The 15835-nt window shown below is 61.1% G+C and carries 14 protein-coding genes and 3 pseudogenes; 10 read left to right on the plus strand and 7 right to left on the minus strand.

From position 1 onward, the window contains the following. Positions 1–3 precede the first annotated feature (3 nt). Positions 4–1032 carry a P-type DNA transfer ATPase VirB11 gene (gene virB11 / locus MOV76_RS04920; RefSeq protein ID WP_077991360.1) on the plus strand — a complete coding sequence of 343 codons (1029 nt, stop codon included), beginning with the start codon at positions 4–6 and terminating at the stop codon, positions 1030–1032. Between the two features lie 180 nt (positions 1033–1212). On the opposite strand, the gene MOV76_RS04925 is transcribed toward virB11, so the two are convergent. The 3 genes from MOV76_RS04925 to MOV76_RS04935 all read right to left on the minus strand — a co-directional run bounded on the left by MOV76_RS04925 (position 1213) and on the right by MOV76_RS04935 (position 3583). Then, on the minus strand, positions 1213–1653 hold the full coding sequence (locus MOV76_RS04925) for a PIN domain-containing protein (protein ID WP_245304432.1): 441 nt from the start codon (positions 1651–1653) through the stop codon (positions 1213–1215). Continuing rightward, entirely contained in the window at positions 1643–2089 is a 447-nt protein-coding gene (locus MOV76_RS04930) for an excisionase (RefSeq protein ID WP_077991362.1), read from the minus strand. The genes MOV76_RS04925 and MOV76_RS04930 overlap by 11 nt, the downstream gene beginning before the upstream one ends. A 303-nt stretch (positions 2090–2392) precedes the next feature. After that, on the minus strand, positions 2393–3583 hold the full coding sequence (locus MOV76_RS04935) for a DUF1173 domain-containing protein (RefSeq protein ID WP_077991364.1): 1191 nt from the start codon (positions 3581–3583) through the stop codon (positions 2393–2395). Positions 3584–3893: 310 nt separating this feature from the next. On the opposite strand from MOV76_RS04935, the pseudogene MOV76_RS04940 reads away from it, so the two are divergent. The 6 genes and pseudogenes from MOV76_RS04940 to MOV76_RS04960 all read left to right on the plus strand — a co-directional run. After that, a pseudogene (locus MOV76_RS04940) lies at positions 3894–4153 on the plus strand (toprim domain-containing protein); the annotation flags it as partial. A gap of 179 nt (positions 4154–4332) precedes the next feature. After that, entirely contained in the window at positions 4333–4455 is a 123-nt protein-coding gene (locus MOV76_RS39810; protein ID WP_258719717.1) for a hypothetical protein, read from the plus strand. 84 nt (positions 4456–4539) lie between these two features. Further along, positions 4540–4806 (plus strand): type II toxin-antitoxin system Phd/YefM family antitoxin, encoded by a 267-nt coding sequence (locus MOV76_RS04945; protein ID WP_004676093.1) that lies wholly within the window; start codon positions 4540–4542, stop codon positions 4804–4806. Further along, positions 4803–5199, plus strand: a pseudogene (locus tag MOV76_RS04950) (type II toxin-antitoxin system VapC family toxin). The gene MOV76_RS04945 and the pseudogene MOV76_RS04950 overlap by 4 nt, the downstream one beginning before the upstream one ends. Positions 5200–5804: 605 nt before the next feature. Continuing rightward, positions 5805–6128 (plus strand): DUF736 family protein, encoded by a 324-nt coding sequence (locus MOV76_RS04955; RefSeq protein ID WP_004676095.1) that lies wholly within the window; start codon positions 5805–5807, stop codon positions 6126–6128. A 345-nt stretch (positions 6129–6473) separates the two neighbouring features. Further along, on the plus strand, positions 6474–6641 hold the full coding sequence (locus MOV76_RS04960) for a hypothetical protein (RefSeq protein WP_004676096.1): 168 nt from the start codon (positions 6474–6476) through the stop codon (positions 6639–6641). Positions 6642–6722: 81 nt separating this feature from the next. On the opposite strand, the gene MOV76_RS04965 is transcribed toward MOV76_RS04960, so the two are convergent. Then, positions 6723–7028: a WGR domain-containing protein gene (locus MOV76_RS04965; protein WP_012489498.1), complete on the minus strand. Its 306-nt coding sequence runs from the start codon at positions 7026–7028 to the stop codon at positions 6723–6725. 503 nt (positions 7029–7531) lie between these two features. On the opposite strand from MOV76_RS04965, the pseudogene MOV76_RS04970 reads away from it, so the two are divergent. Next, positions 7532–8013, plus strand: a pseudogene (locus tag MOV76_RS04970) (hypothetical protein). Between the two features lie 158 nt (positions 8014–8171). Beyond that, positions 8172–8441, plus strand: a complete 270-nt coding sequence (locus MOV76_RS04975; RefSeq protein WP_097545114.1) for a type II toxin-antitoxin system prevent-host-death family antitoxin — start codon at positions 8172–8174, stop codon at positions 8439–8441. An 8-nt stretch (positions 8442–8449) separates the two neighbouring features. On the opposite strand, the gene traG is transcribed toward MOV76_RS04975, so the two are convergent. The 3 genes from traG to MOV76_RS04990 are packed head-to-tail and all read right to left on the minus strand — an operon-like array spanning position 8450 to position 10876. Beyond that, a complete protein-coding gene (gene traG / locus MOV76_RS04980) occupies positions 8450–10369 on the minus strand; it encodes a Ti-type conjugative transfer system protein TraG (protein ID WP_077991366.1) in 1920 nt (639 codons plus the stop codon). Next, entirely contained in the window at positions 10366–10599 is a 234-nt protein-coding gene (locus tag MOV76_RS04985) for a conjugal transfer protein TraD (protein ID WP_077991367.1), read from the minus strand. The genes traG and MOV76_RS04985 overlap by 4 nt, the downstream gene beginning before the upstream one ends. Then, complete coding sequence (locus MOV76_RS04990; protein WP_077991368.1) at positions 10589–10876, minus strand: TraC family protein; 288 nt, start codon at positions 10874–10876, stop codon at positions 10589–10591. Before MOV76_RS04990 ends, MOV76_RS04985 begins: the two co-directional genes overlap by 11 nt. A gap of 221 nt (positions 10877–11097) precedes the next feature. Between MOV76_RS04990 and traA the strand changes: the two genes are divergently transcribed. After that, positions 11098–15795: a Ti-type conjugative transfer relaxase TraA gene (gene traA, locus MOV76_RS04995; protein WP_077991369.1), complete on the plus strand. Its 4698-nt coding sequence runs from the start codon at positions 11098–11100 to the stop codon at positions 15793–15795. Positions 15796–15835: the final 40 nt, after the last annotated feature.

Here is a 15835-nt window from a genome sequence, read left to right on the forward strand (position 1 = left end):
TGCATGACTGAAGCTGCCGACGCCGGCGTCGTGCGCGAACTGCTTTCGCCACTATCACGCTTCCTACGCGACAAGACGCTCTATGAGGTCATCGTCAACCGGCCGGGACAGGTCGTCACAGAGGGTAGGGACGGATGGCAGACCTATGAGATGCCCGAACTTTCTTTCGACCGGCTGATGCGTCTCGCCCGCTCCGTCGCGAGCTTCTCCAATCAGTCGATCGACGAGACGCGACCGATCCTGTCGGCGACCTTGCCGGACGATGAGCGAATTCAGATCGTCATCCCGCCGGCAACGACGAAGGGAACCGTCAGCATCACCATCCGTAAGCCATCCTCCGTGTCGTTGACCCTGGAGGATCTCGATCATGGGGGATTGTTCGCCGATGTTGTGCCGGCCCAAGACGACGGGCGACGATCAGACCATAGGCTGTTGGAATACTATCGCATCGGTGCCTACAAGGCGTTTCTCCGGGAGGCGGTGTTTGCAAGAAAGAACATCATCATCTCCGGCGCCACCGGGTCGGGAAAAACAACTCTATCGAAAGCGCTGATCCGCCACATTCCGCAAAGCGAGCGGATTATTTCGATCGAAGACACTCCGGAACTGGTGGTCCCGCAGCCCAACCACGTTCGACTGTTCTATTCCAAAGGCGGCCAGGGATTGTCTAAAGTCGATGCGAAGGATCTGCTGGAATCCTGCTTGCGCATGCGGCCCGACCGCATCCTACTTCAGGAGCTGCGGGACGGCACGGCCTTCTACTACATCCGCAATGTCAACTCCGGCCATCCTGGCTCCATCACCACGGTCCATGCCGACTCGGCCCGCCTCGCCTTTGAGCAGCTGACTTTGCTGGTCAAGGAGTCGGAGGGAGGTGCGGACCTCGAACGGCACGACATCCGCGAGATGTTGACGATCGCGGTCGACATCATCATCCAATGCAAGCGGATCGACGGCCGGTTTCGGGTGAGCGAGATCTACTATCGAGACGCCGCGACTGACCTCGGCCGCTCTTCGTCGGATCGAGCTTAACGGGTTGCGTCCGGGCCTCTAACGATTCTGTCTGTCTCGACCGTCAGTCCAATTGTGCGGCCTTCTCACGCAGGACCACTGAAAACGCGCGGAGCCCCTGATGGTCCAGTGCATCAATGAATTCGTCAACCGCCGGCACCGTCTTGCGTAAATTCAACCGGGCGCGCCTGATGCTGTCGATCAATGCGCTCGAAAAGATGGAATGGAGGCCCACGAGGAAATTGTCTGGCGATACGCAGGCCACCCCATGAGGCCGAAGGTCCGCGGCTGGAAATCTTTGAGATTCCACGTGACAATCACAGAAGCCTTTCCGGCGATGGCTGCAGCTAAAACATGACGATCATCCGGATCCGGTAGCGAGAGGTCGGGGATGAGAAATTGGTGGTTACCGACATCTGCATCGGGCAAAACCTCTTTCATCCGATCACGGGTCGCTTCCAGACGTGAGATGGGTATCTCGGGGGAGCCGATGGCCAGATTGCGAATCCACTCGGCGTGGATGTCGTCGGTCCAGCGTGCGTCGACGAGACCGTCGAAGCCACATTGGACCAAGACATTGCGCAAATGGAAAGGGTAGAGGACGCAGGCATCATAGACCGCGACAGGCGGCTTAGAGGCCATGATTGACGATGAGATCCTCTGTGTCCTCGGCCAGCGCGTCGAGGCTTTTCTGGCGAGCATCGAGCTTGGCCTTGAGCGCGAGAACATCCTTCAATTTGGCTCGGCGGTGCTTGCCGACATAGCGGAAGGGCAGATCGCCGCGATCCATGCGCAGCACCACGAGAGGACGTGAGATGCCGAGGATGGTGGAGGCGTCGGTCGGGCTCAATTCCTGATCTTCCGTGAGCACGGCAACACGCTTGCCGCGCAACAGATGATCGAGGAGTGCTTCGACAGGCGCGAGAGCCGAGGCTGGGAGAGAAAGGGTTTGAAGTTGTCCACTTTGACGGCGAATCCGTAGTTCCAGTTGGTCGCCCTCCGCCAGATTTGGCATAGGCGCGACGGCCTTGCGGTCGCGATCCGACAATTTGGTAAATTGAAGAACATGGCTGGTCATGGCGAACACCTCTGACCATGTATATAGGGCAAGTCGCTCATAACTGCAATAACTGAAATATCTTCCCCTTCCATCTCCGATTTCTGGGTGCCATAGGAGCGCGCGGCGAACGAGCTCGACCCGCCAACTTCAAGCGTGGGTTACCGCCAACGGCAAGCGCTCCGCTTTCGATGTGATCGTGCAATGCAAAAGGGCCGCCTCTGGGCCGATTTGACCGGGATATAGCTTCACGCAGTCGAGATCGCCCGGGCGTTGGTTTCCTTTTAGGGCGTCTACGTCGCTGACCAAGGAGGCTGGTGTGGATCATGGCAGTCGCGGCATTTCGCCGTCGGCCACACGCCAGATCCACGGCGTCATCTCGGCTCTCGCGGCGATCATCTCATTCAGTGCAACGTCATAGTCTTCGTCGGCCTTCGTCGGAACGATGAACATGGCGATCGGCGCTGGCTTTGCCTCCGGTAAGGTCACGGAGGCAATCGGCTGGTCGCGCGAAAGATCGAACCGGAGTCCTTTCACGCTCCTTCGCTTCAGGCTTGAGAGCCGCTCCAGGAGACGCTGTTCATGGATGGTTTCGAACGGGATCCAGTTCTCGTTGACCACCATCAGCGCCACTTCCTCGACCGAAGCTATCCCCGCTCCCGAAATGCCGAACGTGGCGATGACGATGAGATGAAACCCCTCGTTGGATCGCCACAGTTCCAGTTCGGTTTCATATCGGGCATTCAACCGTTTCCACGCCCCCTCATCGAGCATGAAGGGGAAAGGCAGGTGGCGCACCAGCATCTTCTGGCCATCGCGCGCTGAGGAAAATTCCTTTACCTCTCCGACGGTCATCATCAGTTTCCGCGGACCGGGACCGGTTAACTGGGCGCCGGCCAACATAGCCGCACGCCGCGCTGAAATCCCCTCTTTGTCGTCCTGATGAAAGACTTCCGGGACAAACAAGATATCGCTGAGAGGGCCGCCGCGGACGATCATCTGCTTTGCCGCGTTCACCAGACTGCTGCGCACGCGCCCCCAGCCGCGTTTCCCGGCCCATAGCGAGGTCCATTCCGTCAGCTCCCCCATGTCCCAGAGATAGTGGAGCATCGCCCTGAGCGAGAGCTTCTTGGGCTCGCTTCGCACAATCTCCGACGGCTCCGAAGGCGATGTCGACGTCGATCGGCCCCCTCGTTTCGACAGCGAAAAATCGAGTTTCAGCGTTGCCGCACCGGTCGCCGCGTCGATTTGGATGGCGTTGCCGATCAACGGCCCGAGGCCGGATAGCTCATACGGCGGGTCGTAAGACGAGCAGCCGGGATCATGCTGCCGGCCTGAGAGCGGCATGCGTTTGATCAGGAATTGGCCATCCATCCGGGCAATGTACATCGGCACCGGCGGTTGCCGGCACTGGCAAAGTGGCCTGAGCTTCTGTTGGTAAGCGCGTTCGAGCTGCGGCAGAAACTCTGGAGAACTGTCGTCGAACGCCTGGTTGCCGATCAAAAACTGTCGCACGTCGTTCCTCCCTTGCCTGACCAAAGGCTGATCGAACCGTAAAAGGAAGGCGTAGCACGAGCTTCGCGGACTTTACTAGCGCAAAATAGTTAGTATGTAAATGTTACGGCCGCTGGGGCCGATTTCAACGCCATAGGCAGGAAAGAAGATACGTGCATTCCAGCCTCCAAAAATTAAAATTAACGATCATGATAATTAGAAGTCAACGGTGCGTTGATTAGACGTCAGCCCGTCAAAATGTAGAGACTGCGCCAGCATAAAGTGAGTTCTAATCGCGTGCTACCCAGCCCTTCGAGCCGGCCGGCGCTGAACCGCCAATCACCTTGCCGCCTTCCGACTGCCCGCTGGCTGCCGGCGTCTCTACATCGCAGCTGACGCCGATGCGGCCGGCCGGCACGTATCGAGGGATTGAGCTGCCGCGCCCAGGCGCTGGGGATCCTGCCGCTAGTGCTTGCCCCGGAGCTCGGCGACTTCAACGAGGATCTGCGCCGGCTCAGCCCGGAACGGCTCATCGCTAATCTCAGGGCGCAGCTCGTTCTGGGAAACGCTCTGGCCTTTCTGCCCGCATGATCGAGCCGGACGGGGAAGGTGAGGGCGTGAGGGCCTACAGGATGGCCGGTCTCTGCCGGTCGCCGCACGGGTAGGCGCCCGCCCGCGGGCCTGCCGAGAGGCGACCCTTACCATGCGGCGGGCGGGCCTTCAGCGGGTCGCTCAGGTTTCTTCCCCTGGCTTCCCGCCGCAATGACGACATGCTCTCGGTCATGCCGGCTGGCGTCGTCATCTTCCCCGGCTCCGGCATTGCCGGCAATCTGGCCGACAAGGCCCGCCGACTTGGCATCTCCGTTTGGCAAGCGGCGGGAGATGGCGCGTAAGCGCCATCTGTCCATACGGCTGAAGGAGATGCTTGTATTTCGTAAAAATTGTGTACACATTTGCCGTTGAAACGGAGCTTCGCCATGACCCAATCTCGGCAGCAGATACCATCTCCCCGCCGTGTCGGCGTGCGGGAATTTCGCGGCAACCTGACGTCTTTCCTCAAGCAGGTCGAAGACGGCCAGCGGTTCGTCCTGACGTCGCATCACAAGGTTGTCGCCGAAATCGGCCCGCCGTCAGCCGGCGTCGTCATGCGGAAACCAGGCGCGCTGCGCGGAAAGATCAAAGTTGCCGATGACTTCGATGGTCTGCCGGCGGATGTTTTGAAGTCCATGGAAGACGGGACGTGAGGCTGCTGCTCGATACACATGCCTTGCTGTGGTGGCTGAACGACGACGAGAAGCTAGGGAACCATGCGCGTCGCCATCGGCGATCCCGAGAATGATGTCCTCGTCAGTGCTGTCTCGCTTTGGGAAATCACTGTGAAGCTGCGCATCGGCAAACTTGATGCCGATATCGAAGAGATTGTTGCGATTTTGCCGGATCAAGGTTTCGACCGGCTGGATATCTCGGACGCGCATCTTATCGCTCTCGCTGCTCTTCCACTTCATCACCGCGATCCTTTCGATCATCTGCTCATGGCGCAAGCCGTGGCGGAGGGAGCGTATTTGGTTTCGGACGATCAAAATGTCGCGCTTTATGGCATTCCGTTTGTGACTTGCTCCGATCCTGTTGCCTTGTGATCTCACCGAGCTTGGCTCCGCGGATGAAGCCGGCTCAGATCGTTCCGGTTGCGTGTTTGCCAATGGCGATGTACCTGGCGACCCATCGGCGGCTCAGGTGCTTGGGAGCGGGCACGTTTGGGGAAGATCACTCATTCGACACCCGCGTGAACAGCTTCACCCGGGATTGGAGCACGGTCTGCAGACGGCAATGCGGTGCCGCGGCGACCTCGCCGATCAGCAGAAATGCTATCGAGGTGCTCACAGCCTGCCGCAGCCGGGAGCGGGCGAGGGATTATGTTGATCGACATGCGGGCGAAGCGTCCGTGGAGTGCGCGGCCAATATCCCCCAGTGCTTGGACCGGGGGGCCATGATGGTTTGTCGCAGCCTTCGATTGCCCCGAACCATTCCCGTTTTATGTCGCTCGTATAGACGACCGCCTGCTTTTGCGGCCAACCCCTGAAGGGGTAAGACTCGCCCGAAATTTTTGCAAAATTCGATTTCGGTTCGCTTGTCCTGGTGGAAAATAGAATTTTGCAAAATTTTCAGGCGAGCTGACCGCAGCAGGTCGGCCGTCTCTTCGTGCGCCATCGGGAATGGTCCCGAGCAACCGGAGACAACAACCATGGCCACCACGATCGCAACGCTCACGCAGAAGACCGACGGCATCCTCGAAGGCGTCTTCGCCACGATCCGGGTCAACGCCCCGATCGCCATCGTCCCAAATGCCAGCAAGGCAAGCGAAGAAGCGCCCGACTACCGCGTCATTCACCGCAAGACGGGCTTCGAGATCGGCGCCGCCTGGAACCGCATCGCGCGGCAGACCGGCGAGGAATACCTCTCAGTGAAGCTTGAGGCCCCCGAGATCGGTGTGATCTTCGGCAATCTCGCACCGGCACCCGGCGGCGATCCGAGCAAGAAGGTGATCCTCTGGAACAGCCCGAACTGAAGAACAAAGCGAGCGGCCCCGAGCAATCGGGGCCGGCTTCGTCGTATCTCAAGTTTTGCGCGCAATAGCGGGATTGAAAGCGGGCATCGAGCCCGCTTTCAATCCTCCTGTCGTGCCACACGAGACCAAGGACCCTGTCTGCCCAGATACTTGAAGTCTGCCGTGAGGCTCGTGCCGCCTCAAGGACTTCGCGGCCCCTCCAATTTTCAGCCGGCGCCCTGAAGGGCACCGTCAGAAAATCGGTTCCTCCGCTCGCCGGCTCCGCCGGTCGCTGACGCGATCCTTGACCCGGCCCGATCCTCACGACCCCGGGCGTCATCTTTCACATTTCAGGAGATGACGACGATGACGATTGCACTCGAAATTCAGGTTGAGGAACTGCGGGCCGAGCTCAGAAACGCCGATCCGGCTGAGCGCCGCCAGATCGAAGCGGAGCTGGAGATCGCTCGGGCCGAACTGAGGGTAGCGATCGCCGAGCAGGAGGGCGCCATCGACGCCGCGCCACCCTTCTGAGGGCGGCGTTTGCCTCCTCGCCTGGGCCGGCGCGCCGGATCGACCGGCGCGTCGACCCGAAGCTGCGCTTCACGCCGATAATCACCGGCAAGGACCAGGAAGACTTCCGCGGACAGCGCGGACCATGGGTTCCCGTCCGGCATTTGTGTTCGGCCTATAGCCGCGCGCCCGTTTTGATCGGAGAAGTTCGAGGAACATACGGACTGCATCCTCCTCTCTGTCGAAGTGATGCACCATGGCTTGTCCGATCGTTCCGATGCGTCCCCATCGCCGCGTCAGGCAAGGTGTGCCGAACAACGTCGGTTCGATTGCGAGCGCGTAGAAGCGCGCCATGTTTTTCGTCGCGTCCGTGCGTTCGATGTAGAGCTGATAGGGTTGAGTGAGCATGACGGAGAGTCGCCTCTTCCAGCTTTTGCGTCTAACGACACTTATGAATCGATCGGCCCACACCGATTCATTTTTGTGATGATCGTCGAAGCCGAAGATCATGGATTTGGGCGAGCCGGCCAATCGCCGGCCGGGTGCTATTCGCTCCGCTCACGGAGCCCGAACACCGTCTGCGCCTCCGGTCACGCCCCCTCTCGCGGAATGACGTGAGCGAATTGCCCAGCCGCGGGGCGGGGTTCTATCCTCGACACCTGCTGCCGGCTCACGCCGGAAACGGTCGCGTCCCCTTCGGGTCCGCGGGTCTCTTCTCTCTCTGACGTCCAATTTTACTCCAGCAAATCCGGCGTCAAGGACGGCGCGTCTCCCCCAATTTTTCCGCTGCTGCGTTTCACTGCGCTCTGGAAAAATCGGTTCCCCCGCTTGCGAGCCGCGTTCCGCGGTCCTTGACCCCTCTTTGCAACAGAGTGGCCGATCTCCGTCATCAAGATGAAGGAGATCACATTGTGACAACCGATCAGAACCTCATGCTCTACACCAAGCTTGCCGGCTTCCGGCTCGGGGTCCTGGCAAACCGCTTCGGCTGCGACAGCGATTTTTCGCGAGAGCTTCACGATCGCCTGGTTGAGGGGCTCGACGCGGCAATCGATCGGATCCGCGTCATCATGGAATTGGAACGAAGTGTTCTCATCGGGGAGGATGAATTCGCCGAATATCAGCTGGAGGGCGAGATCGAGATTTTCGGGCGCTTCACTATCAATCTGCTGGACGAACTCGAATTGATTACGACACGCGTGAATTCCGCGTCAACGGCGGCGATTGGATGAGCGCTTGGGCTGCCGACGACACTGGCGTCGATATCAACTATCCTGAGCTCGTTGCGCTGATTGCGGACGAACTCGGCTCGCTGGCGCCGATCATCAAGGATATCACGTTGGCAACTCGCATCCCGGTCTATGCGGGGCGCGCCGTTTGGTCATGGTGGTAGCAGCACCATCTCACATACTGAGAGGCGACAGACGAGGTTGCCTCTCAGTTGCCGATGGCCCTCAAGTGGGCCGAGGAAGGACGGCTGCGAAGTTTCACAACAATCGCAGTAATGTTGTAAATGCTGTAAATCCCAGCGATAGCAACAAGGAAGCCCATATGCCGAAGCCAAGCGGGACGTATTCAACCAGTGACCTCCCACGTAAATCCAGCGACATCATCGCCGAGGCGCTGCGTCATCCGGTGACGATCACCCAGCGGAACAAACCCCGGCTGGTTCTCCTCAATATCGAAGATTATCAGCAACTGATCAGGCAGGCAGGCCGACGCACCGTCGGCACTATCGAAACGATGCCCGACGAGCTTTTTGCCGAACTCGAAAACGCCGTCGACGCCTATGCCGGCGAGGACGAGGTGGGCCGCTCATAAAACCACGATCATAGCACGGGTTTGACGAAACGATTGACCTTAGCTGCCTCATCCATCTCCTTTCGCCGGAAGTAGATCGCCCGACCGCAGCGGATCGGACTATGCCCCTGGACGATGATGATCTGCTCGTCCTTCCTCATCGACTGGGTGATCTCGTGCGGCATGATCAGCGGCCGGCGCTGGAAGTTGACGTTCTCGGATCTCCTGGATGCATTGTTCTTCGTGTCCCAGCCGATGTTGCGGGAACTGCCCTTCACCTCCACCGTCATCTCGCCACATTGCGCAGAGACGTTGCGCGCCGTGTCAAGCGCTTTGATCGCTGCGTAAGAGGCGAAAGCGCAGCCATCGATCCATGACGTCGCGCCATCCTTCCCGAAATGCCGCTCCAACTGCCCGACCGATTGGTACATCAACATCATCGAGATGCCGTACTTGCGGCCGCGGTCGCGCGCCTCCTCGAGCACGCGCATGTAGCCAAGAAGATCGACCTCATCGAGCATGAACAGCGCCCGGCGCTGGAAGGCGCCGTCGGCCTGCACCATGGCGTTGATGAGCGAGCCGATGATCACACGAGCGATGCCCGGATAGGAGCGCAGGATCGATGCGGAGATGTTGAGGAAGACGTCCTTCTTGCCCGAAACGATATCACTCGATTTGAAGGCATTGCCGCAGACGAGCGCGGCATAGCTGTCGAGCGACAGCCACTGGGTATCCTTCGATGCTGTGGAATAGACGCCCGAAAACGTCTGCTCGGTCATGTTGGTGAAGACGCCGAGCGTTTCGCGGATGAAGGCCGAACCGGAATGCTCCTGAATGTCGCGCAGCATAGCGAGCACCGAGGGCTCCGGTTCGGAAACGATCTGGCGGAGACTGCGCAAGCTTCGCCGGCCCTCATATTCGGGCGAGAGCATCACATGGGCGAGCAGACCGGTCAGGAGGTTGTGCGCCTGGTTCTGGAAGTAGGATCCCGTCGAGCTTTCGAAGCGAAGGCTTTCCGACAGCAGCATATGCGCAATGCCGACGATGTCCTCTTCCTTTTGCTTGGATGCTTCGATCCCGTCGAGCACGTTGAAGCCCATGATCGGGTTCGTCGGATCGAGCACCATGACCTCGCGCTTGAGGGCGCCGGCTCGGTGTTCGGCCACCATTGGTGCGACCTCGGTGGAGGGATCGAGGCAGATCAACGGCCCGCTATAGCGCAGCGCCGTCGGGACGACGTTGCTGGTGGTCTTGTATCCGCCCGATCCTGCGAAAAACAGCATGTGGGTGGAATCGAAGTCCTGTTTGTAGGTCAGCAACGAGGCCTTGCCGCCTTGCCCCCAAGTCGCCGGATCGTTCGGATCGAAGGGCAGCTCATGGACGATTTCCTGGTCGACCCGGTAGCGCTCGCCGACGACGATCTCGCCATCGGGTGGAAAGAGCTTTGCAGCCGCGGACATCGAAAGCCAACCCGCGTCCCCGAAGATACCGCGCCTGGCGCGCGTCACCGGTTCGGACACGACGGTCGAGATGCGCGCGGCGACCGCCACGGCCATGAAGCCCATCAGCGCGCCGATGACGGCCACGAGATCCAGATAGGAAAGTGCCCGGCTCCATGAGACCGCGCCGCTCTCCACGGATGGGGCGAGCCGGCCATATTCGCGCAGTGCGTAGAAACCGGCCACAGCCAGAAAGCTGACGAGGCTCACTATGGCCACCGGCCTTCGCCGGTGCAGTGGCAGAGCCAATACCGTCAACAGCCCCGCGAGCGGCCCGAACAGAAGCGCCGGCAGGGGTGCGAAGCGCAGGAACCAATATTCCGTCTTGCCTGACATGACAGCGGCGAGTTCCTGCCACCGCCAGCCGACGACATAGGCACCAAAAGCAGTGCCGGCGATCGGCGCCAGAACGAGTAACAGGCTCGGGCGCGGTTTCCTTAGCGGGGTCATTCGGCCGCCTCCGCGATGCGTAGCGAACCGCCGTCGAGCTTGGAGATCTTGAACGCCTCCTCGCCGATATCGCGCAAGCGCCGATGCTCCGATGAACCCGGGGCGATCCTTGCCAATTCGAGAAAGCCGCCTAGTAGGAACGCCCGGTCGGCCTTTGAAATTCCCGCCTTGACGACGAGGCCGCCGAGCAAAAACTTTTCGCGCGCCTTGTGCCTACGATCAGCCGTCATGAGAAACCTCCGCCGGCGTTCCAGCGACGCCAGCTGCTGGTCGACGCGGCGAAACAGATGCGCCATCAGTCCCCTTCTTCTCTCCTTTGCGAAATCGCGCCGCGATCTCCTCGACGAGGCGATCGACCTCCTCGTCGGTGATCTCCATTTCCGCCAGGCCCGACTTCGTCGCGGCCCGCGCAAAGCGCTCGGCGGACTTGGCGATCATCGCGCGCCTGCGCTCGCGCAGCTTTTCGATCTGGGTGTCTATGTCGGTGATCGATGATTTTGTGGCCATCGGTGATTCATCCTTCCTGAAAATAACCTCAGCGGACAGATTATACTAACTAGAATAAAATAGTTAAATGGGCTATTTTCCATCAAGTCGAAAACGTCGCAGCCGGAATTCCGGCCGATGGCCGTGTTCCGGAAAAGCGGCATCGGCCCTTCGGTCCGATCTGTTCGAGGGCGCAATATACGTCGCTGTCGCGACGTGCTTGGGCCAGTCTGGAGACACCGGTGGCGATCATGTTCGTCAGAGCGCAGGTGATCAGCAGGGGATCGGGACGCAGCATCGTCTCGGCTGCCGCCTATCGCCATCGCGCCCGGATGATGGACGAGCAGGCCGGCACGTCGTTCAGCTACAGGGGCGGGGCGTCGGAGCTCATGCATGAGGAACTGGCGCTGCCGGGGCAGATACCCACCTGGCTCAGGGAGGCGATTGCCGGGCAACTCGTCGCCAAGGCGAGCGAGGCGCTGTGGAATGCGGTCGACGCTTTCGAGACGCGGGCGGATGCACAGCTCGCCCGCGAACTGATCATCGCGCTGCCGGAGGAGCTGACGCGGGCCGAGAATATCACGCTGGTGCGCGAATTCATCCGCGACAATCTCATCTCGAAAGGAATGATCGCCGACTGGGTCTATCACGACAAGGAGGGCAACCCGCACATCCACCTGATGACGACGCTCCGGCCGCTGACGGAGGAGGGGTTCGGGGCAAAGAAGGTTCCAGTGCTTGGTGAGGACGGCAAGCCGCTGCGTGTCGTCACGCCGGACCGCCCGAACGGCAAGATCGTCTACAAAGTCTGGGCGGGCGACAAGGAAACGATGAAGGCGTGGAAGATCGCCTGGGCGGAAACGGCCAACCGGCACTTGGCCCTTGCTGGGCATGACATCCGCCTCGACGGTCGCTCCTATGCCGAACAGGGCCTCGACGGCATCGCGCAAAAACATCTCGGGCCGGAGAAGGCGGCGCTGGCGAGGAAGGGCAGGGAGCTCCACTTCGCGCCGGCTGATCTCGCCCGGCGCCAGGAGATGGCCGATCGGCTGCTTTCAGAGCCGGAGCTTTTGCTGAAGCAGCTCGGCAATGAACGCTCTACCTTCGACGAGCGCGACATCGCCAGGGCGCTGCATCGTTATGTCGACGATCCCACCGATTTTGCCAACATCCGCGCCAGGCTGATGGCGTCGGACCAGCTGGTCATACTGAAGCCGCAGGAGATCGAGGCAGAGACAGGAAAGGTGTCGGAGCCCGCGATGTTTACGACGCGGGAGATGCTGCGCATCGAATACGACATGGCGCAGTCGGCGCGGGTTTTGTCGGAGCGCCGCGGCTTCGGTGTTTCCGAGCGGATTGTGACGGTGGCGATTGAACGCGTGGAGAGCATCGAGAGCGGCGATCCTAAGAATCCGTTTCGGCTCGATGCAGAGCAGGTCGATGCTGTCCGTCATGTCACCGGTGACGGTGACATTGCCGCTATTGTAGGCCTTGCCGGCGCCGGCAAATCGACGCTGCTTGCTGCCGCACGTCTTGCCTGGGAGAGCGAGGGACACCGGGTGATCGGTGCAGCCCTTGCCGGCAAGGCCGCGGAAGGGCTGCAAGACAGTTCCGGCATCAAGTCGCGGACGCTTGCCTCCTGGGAACTGGCCTGGGCCAATGGGCGCGACACGCTCCATCGCGGTGATGTGCTGGTGATCGACGAGGCCGGCATGGTGGCCTCGCAGCAGATGGCCCGTGTGCTGAAGATTGCCGAGGAGGCTGAGGTAAAGGTCGTGCTGGTCGGCGACGCGATGCAGTTGCAGCCGATCCAGGCCGGTGCTGCCTTCCGGGCAATTACCGAACGCATCGGCTTTGCAGAGCTTGCCGGCGTGCGCCGCCAGCGTGAGGCCTGGGCACGTAATGCCTCGCGGCTGTTTGCCCGCGGCGAGGTCGAGAAAGGCCTCGACGCCTATGCCCGGCATGGCCATCTGGTCGAGGCAGGGTCACGCGAGGAAACGATCGATCGCATCGTCTCCGACTGGGCTGCTGCGCGCAGAGAGGCAATAGAGCGATCAACGTCTGAGGGCGGGGATGGCCGCCTTCGCGGTGATGAACTGCTGGTGCTGGCCCACACCAACGACGATGTTCGCAAGTTGAACGAGGCGCTGCGATCGGTGATGACGCAGGAGGGAGCGCTCAGTGAAAGCCGCAGCTTCCGGAGCGAGCGGGGCGTACGGGAATTTGCCGCCGGCGATCGGATCATCTTCCTGGAGAACGCCCGCTTCCTTGAGCCGCGCGCCAAGCACTCCGGGCCACAGTATGTGAAGAACGGCATGCTCGGCACCGTTGTTTCCACCGGCGACAAGCGTGGAGATCCGCTGCTTTCGGTTCTGCTCGACAACGGCCGCAAGCTCGTCTTCAGCGAAGACAGCTATCGCCATGTCGATCACGGCTATGCCGCAACGATCCACAAATCGCAGGGTGCTACCGTCGATCGCACCTTCGTGCTGGCAACCGGGATGATGGACCAGCATCTGACCTATGTGTCGATGACGAGGCATCGCGACCGCGTCGATCTTTATGCGGCCAAAGAAGATTTTGCGGCAAAACCTGAATGGGGACGCAAGCCGCGTGTCGATCATGCCGCGGGTGTGACCGGCGAGCTTGTCGAAACCGGCGAAGCCAAATTCCGGCCCGATGACGAGGATGCCGACGACAGCCCTTATGCCGACGTCAGGGCCGACGGCGGAACCGTCTATCGGCTTTGGGGCGTGAGCCTGCCGAAGGCACTCGAGGAGGCCGGCATCCAGGAAGGCGACACCGTGACGCTCAGAAAGGATGGTGTCGAGCGGGTCAAGGTCCAGATTACCGTTGTCGACGAGGAGACAGGTCACAAGCGTTACGAGGAGAGGGAGGTCGATCGCAACGTCTGGACGGCCAGTCAGGTCGAGACCGCTAGCGCACGACAGGAGCGCATCGAGCGGGAAAGTCATCGGCCGGAACTCTTCAATCCGCTCGTCGAACGCTTGTCGCGCTCCGGTGCCAAGACGACGACGCTCGATTTTGAGAGCGAGGCCAGTTACCGCGCACACGCGAACGACTTCGCCCGGCGCCGCGGGCTCGATCATCTCTCGCTTGCCGCAGCCGAGATGGAGGAAAGCCTTACCCGGCGCTGGGCGTGGATTGCCGAGAAGAGGGAGCAGGTGGAAAAGCTCTGGGAGAGGGCAAGCGTGGCGCTCGGCTTTGCCATCGAGCGGGAACGGCGGGTCGCCTACAATGAAGAGCGGAGCCAGACGATGGTCGAAGCGACATCCAGTGACGCGCGAACTGCATCCCACTACGTCTCGGGCGCGAGCGCTGATGAAACACCCTATCTGATCCCGCCGGCCACGTCCTTTGTCAGCAGCGTCGAGGAGGATGCGCGGTTGGCGCAGCTTGCGTCGCCGGCCTGGACAGAGCGGGAGGTGATCCTGCGGCCACTGCTGCAGAAGATCTACCGGGATCCGGATGCAGCGCTCATCTCCCTGAATGCACTGGCGTCGGATATCGGAGTCGCACCCCGCAGGCTCGCCGACGACCTTGCCGCAGCCCCTGGTCGGCTTGGCCGGCTGCGTGGCTCCGAGCTGATCGTCGACGGACGCGCGGCGCGTGAAGAGCGCAATGTCGCTGTTGCGGCCGTGAAGGAACTGCTTCCGATGGCCCGTGCCCATGCGACCGAGTTCCGCAGGAACGCCGAACGGTTCGAACTGCGCGAGCAGACGCGCCGCGCGCATATGTCATTGTCGATCCCGGCGCTCTCCGAACGCGCGATGGCACGTCTTCTCGAGATCGAGGCGGTGCGCAGCCAGGGCGGGGACGATGCTTATAAGACGGCCTTTGCGCTCGCCGCCAAAGATCGATCGGTGGTGCAGGAGATCAAGGCGGTGAGCGAAGCTTTGACGGCCCGCTTTGGCTGGAGCGCATTTAGCGCGAAGGCGGATGTGATCGCTGAACGCAATATTGTCGAGCGCATGCCGGAGGACCTCACGGATGAATGGCGCGGAAAGCTGACCCGCTTGTTCGAAGCCGTGCGACGCTTTGCCGACGAGCAGCATCTTGCCGAACGTCGGGATCGCTCAAAGATCGTTGCCGGCGCCAGTGTCGATCTGAGGACAGAGACGGAGAAGGGGGTGGGGAAGGAGAACGTTCCCATTCCCCCTATGCTCGCCGCCGTCACCGAGTTCAAGGTCCCCGTTGACGACGAGGCGCGATCTCGGGCTCTTGCGTCGCCTCTCTACCGTCAGCAGCGTGCGGCACTGGCGAACGCGGCAACGACAATCTGGCGCGATCCGGCTGAAGTCGTCGGCAAGATCGAGGAACTTCTCCAGAAAGGTTTTGCCGCCGAGCGCATTGGAGCCGCGGTGACCAACAATCCCGCCGCCTATGGCGCCTTGCGTGGTTCGGATCGCCTGATGGACCGGATGCTGGCCTCCGGCCGAGAGCGGAAAGAGGCTGTGGCGGCCGTGCCGGAAGCTGCAGCGCGCCTGCGCGCGCTCGGTGCGGCCCACCTCAATGCCCTCGATGCCGAACGCCAGGCTATCACGGACGAACGGCGGCGCATGGCGGTTGCCATTCCAGCTCTTTCGAAAGCTGCGGAAGAGGCGTTGGCGCACCTGACGGTCGAGGTGAGCAAGGACAGCAGGAAGCTGAGTGTTTCCGCCGCTTCCCTCGATCCGGGCATTGGCCGGGAGTTTGCCGCTGTCAGCCGAGCGCTCGACGAGCGCTTTGGTCGCAATGCCCTCGTCCGAGGCGATAAGGCTATCGCCAACGTAGTGCCACCGACGCAGCGCGGAGCTTTCGCGGCGATGCAGGAGCGGCTGAAGGTCCTGCAGCAGACTGTCCGCCTGCAGAGCAGCGAGCAGATCATAGTGGAGCGGCGCCAAAGGGCTGCTAGCCGCGCTCGCGGCATCAACCTCTGAGACTCGAAGAAAAGCGGGGTGACGAAATGGTTGGTCGATG

This window comes from Rhizobium sp. PRIMUS64 (assembly GCF_023006465.1).
In the GTDB taxonomy this organism is placed as follows: Bacteria; Pseudomonadota; Alphaproteobacteria; order Rhizobiales; family Rhizobiaceae; genus Rhizobium; species Rhizobium leguminosarum.

Bases quoted from the DNA above. Each gene is read 5' to 3' on its own strand.
- virB11 (WP_077991360.1), top strand. From the start codon at position 4: ATGACTGAAGCTGCCGACGCCGGCGTCGTGCGCGAACTGCTTTCGCCA.
- MOV76_RS04925 (WP_245304432.1), bottom strand. From the start codon at position 1,653: ATGGCCTCTAAGCCGCCTGTCGCGGTCTATGATGCCTGCGTCCTCTAC.
- MOV76_RS04930 (WP_077991362.1), bottom strand. From the start codon at position 2,089: ATGACCAGCCATGTTCTTCAATTTACCAAATTGTCGGATCGCGACCGC.
- MOV76_RS39810 (WP_258719717.1), top strand. From the start codon at position 4,333: ATGCTCTCGGTCATGCCGGCTGGCGTCGTCATCTTCCCCGGCTCCGGC.
- MOV76_RS04945 (WP_004676093.1), top strand. From the start codon at position 4,540: ATGACCCAATCTCGGCAGCAGATACCATCTCCCCGCCGTGTCGGCGTG.
- MOV76_RS04955 (WP_004676095.1), top strand. From the start codon at position 5,805: ATGGCCACCACGATCGCAACGCTCACGCAGAAGACCGACGGCATCCTC.
- MOV76_RS04960 (WP_004676096.1), top strand. From the start codon at position 6,474: ATGACGATTGCACTCGAAATTCAGGTTGAGGAACTGCGGGCCGAGCTC.
- MOV76_RS04965 (WP_012489498.1), bottom strand. From the start codon at position 7,028: ATGCTCACTCAACCCTATCAGCTCTACATCGAACGCACGGACGCGACG.
- MOV76_RS04975 (WP_097545114.1), top strand. From the start codon at position 8,172: ATGCCGAAGCCAAGCGGGACGTATTCAACCAGTGACCTCCCACGTAAA.
- traG (WP_077991366.1), bottom strand. From the start codon at position 10,369: ATGACCCCGCTAAGGAAACCGCGCCCGAGCCTGTTACTCGTTCTGGCG.
- MOV76_RS04985 (WP_077991367.1), bottom strand. From the start codon at position 10,599: ATGACGGCTGATCGTAGGCACAAGGCGCGCGAAAAGTTTTTGCTCGGC.
- MOV76_RS04990 (WP_077991368.1), bottom strand. From the start codon at position 10,876: ATGGCCACAAAATCATCGATCACCGACATAGACACCCAGATCGAAAAG.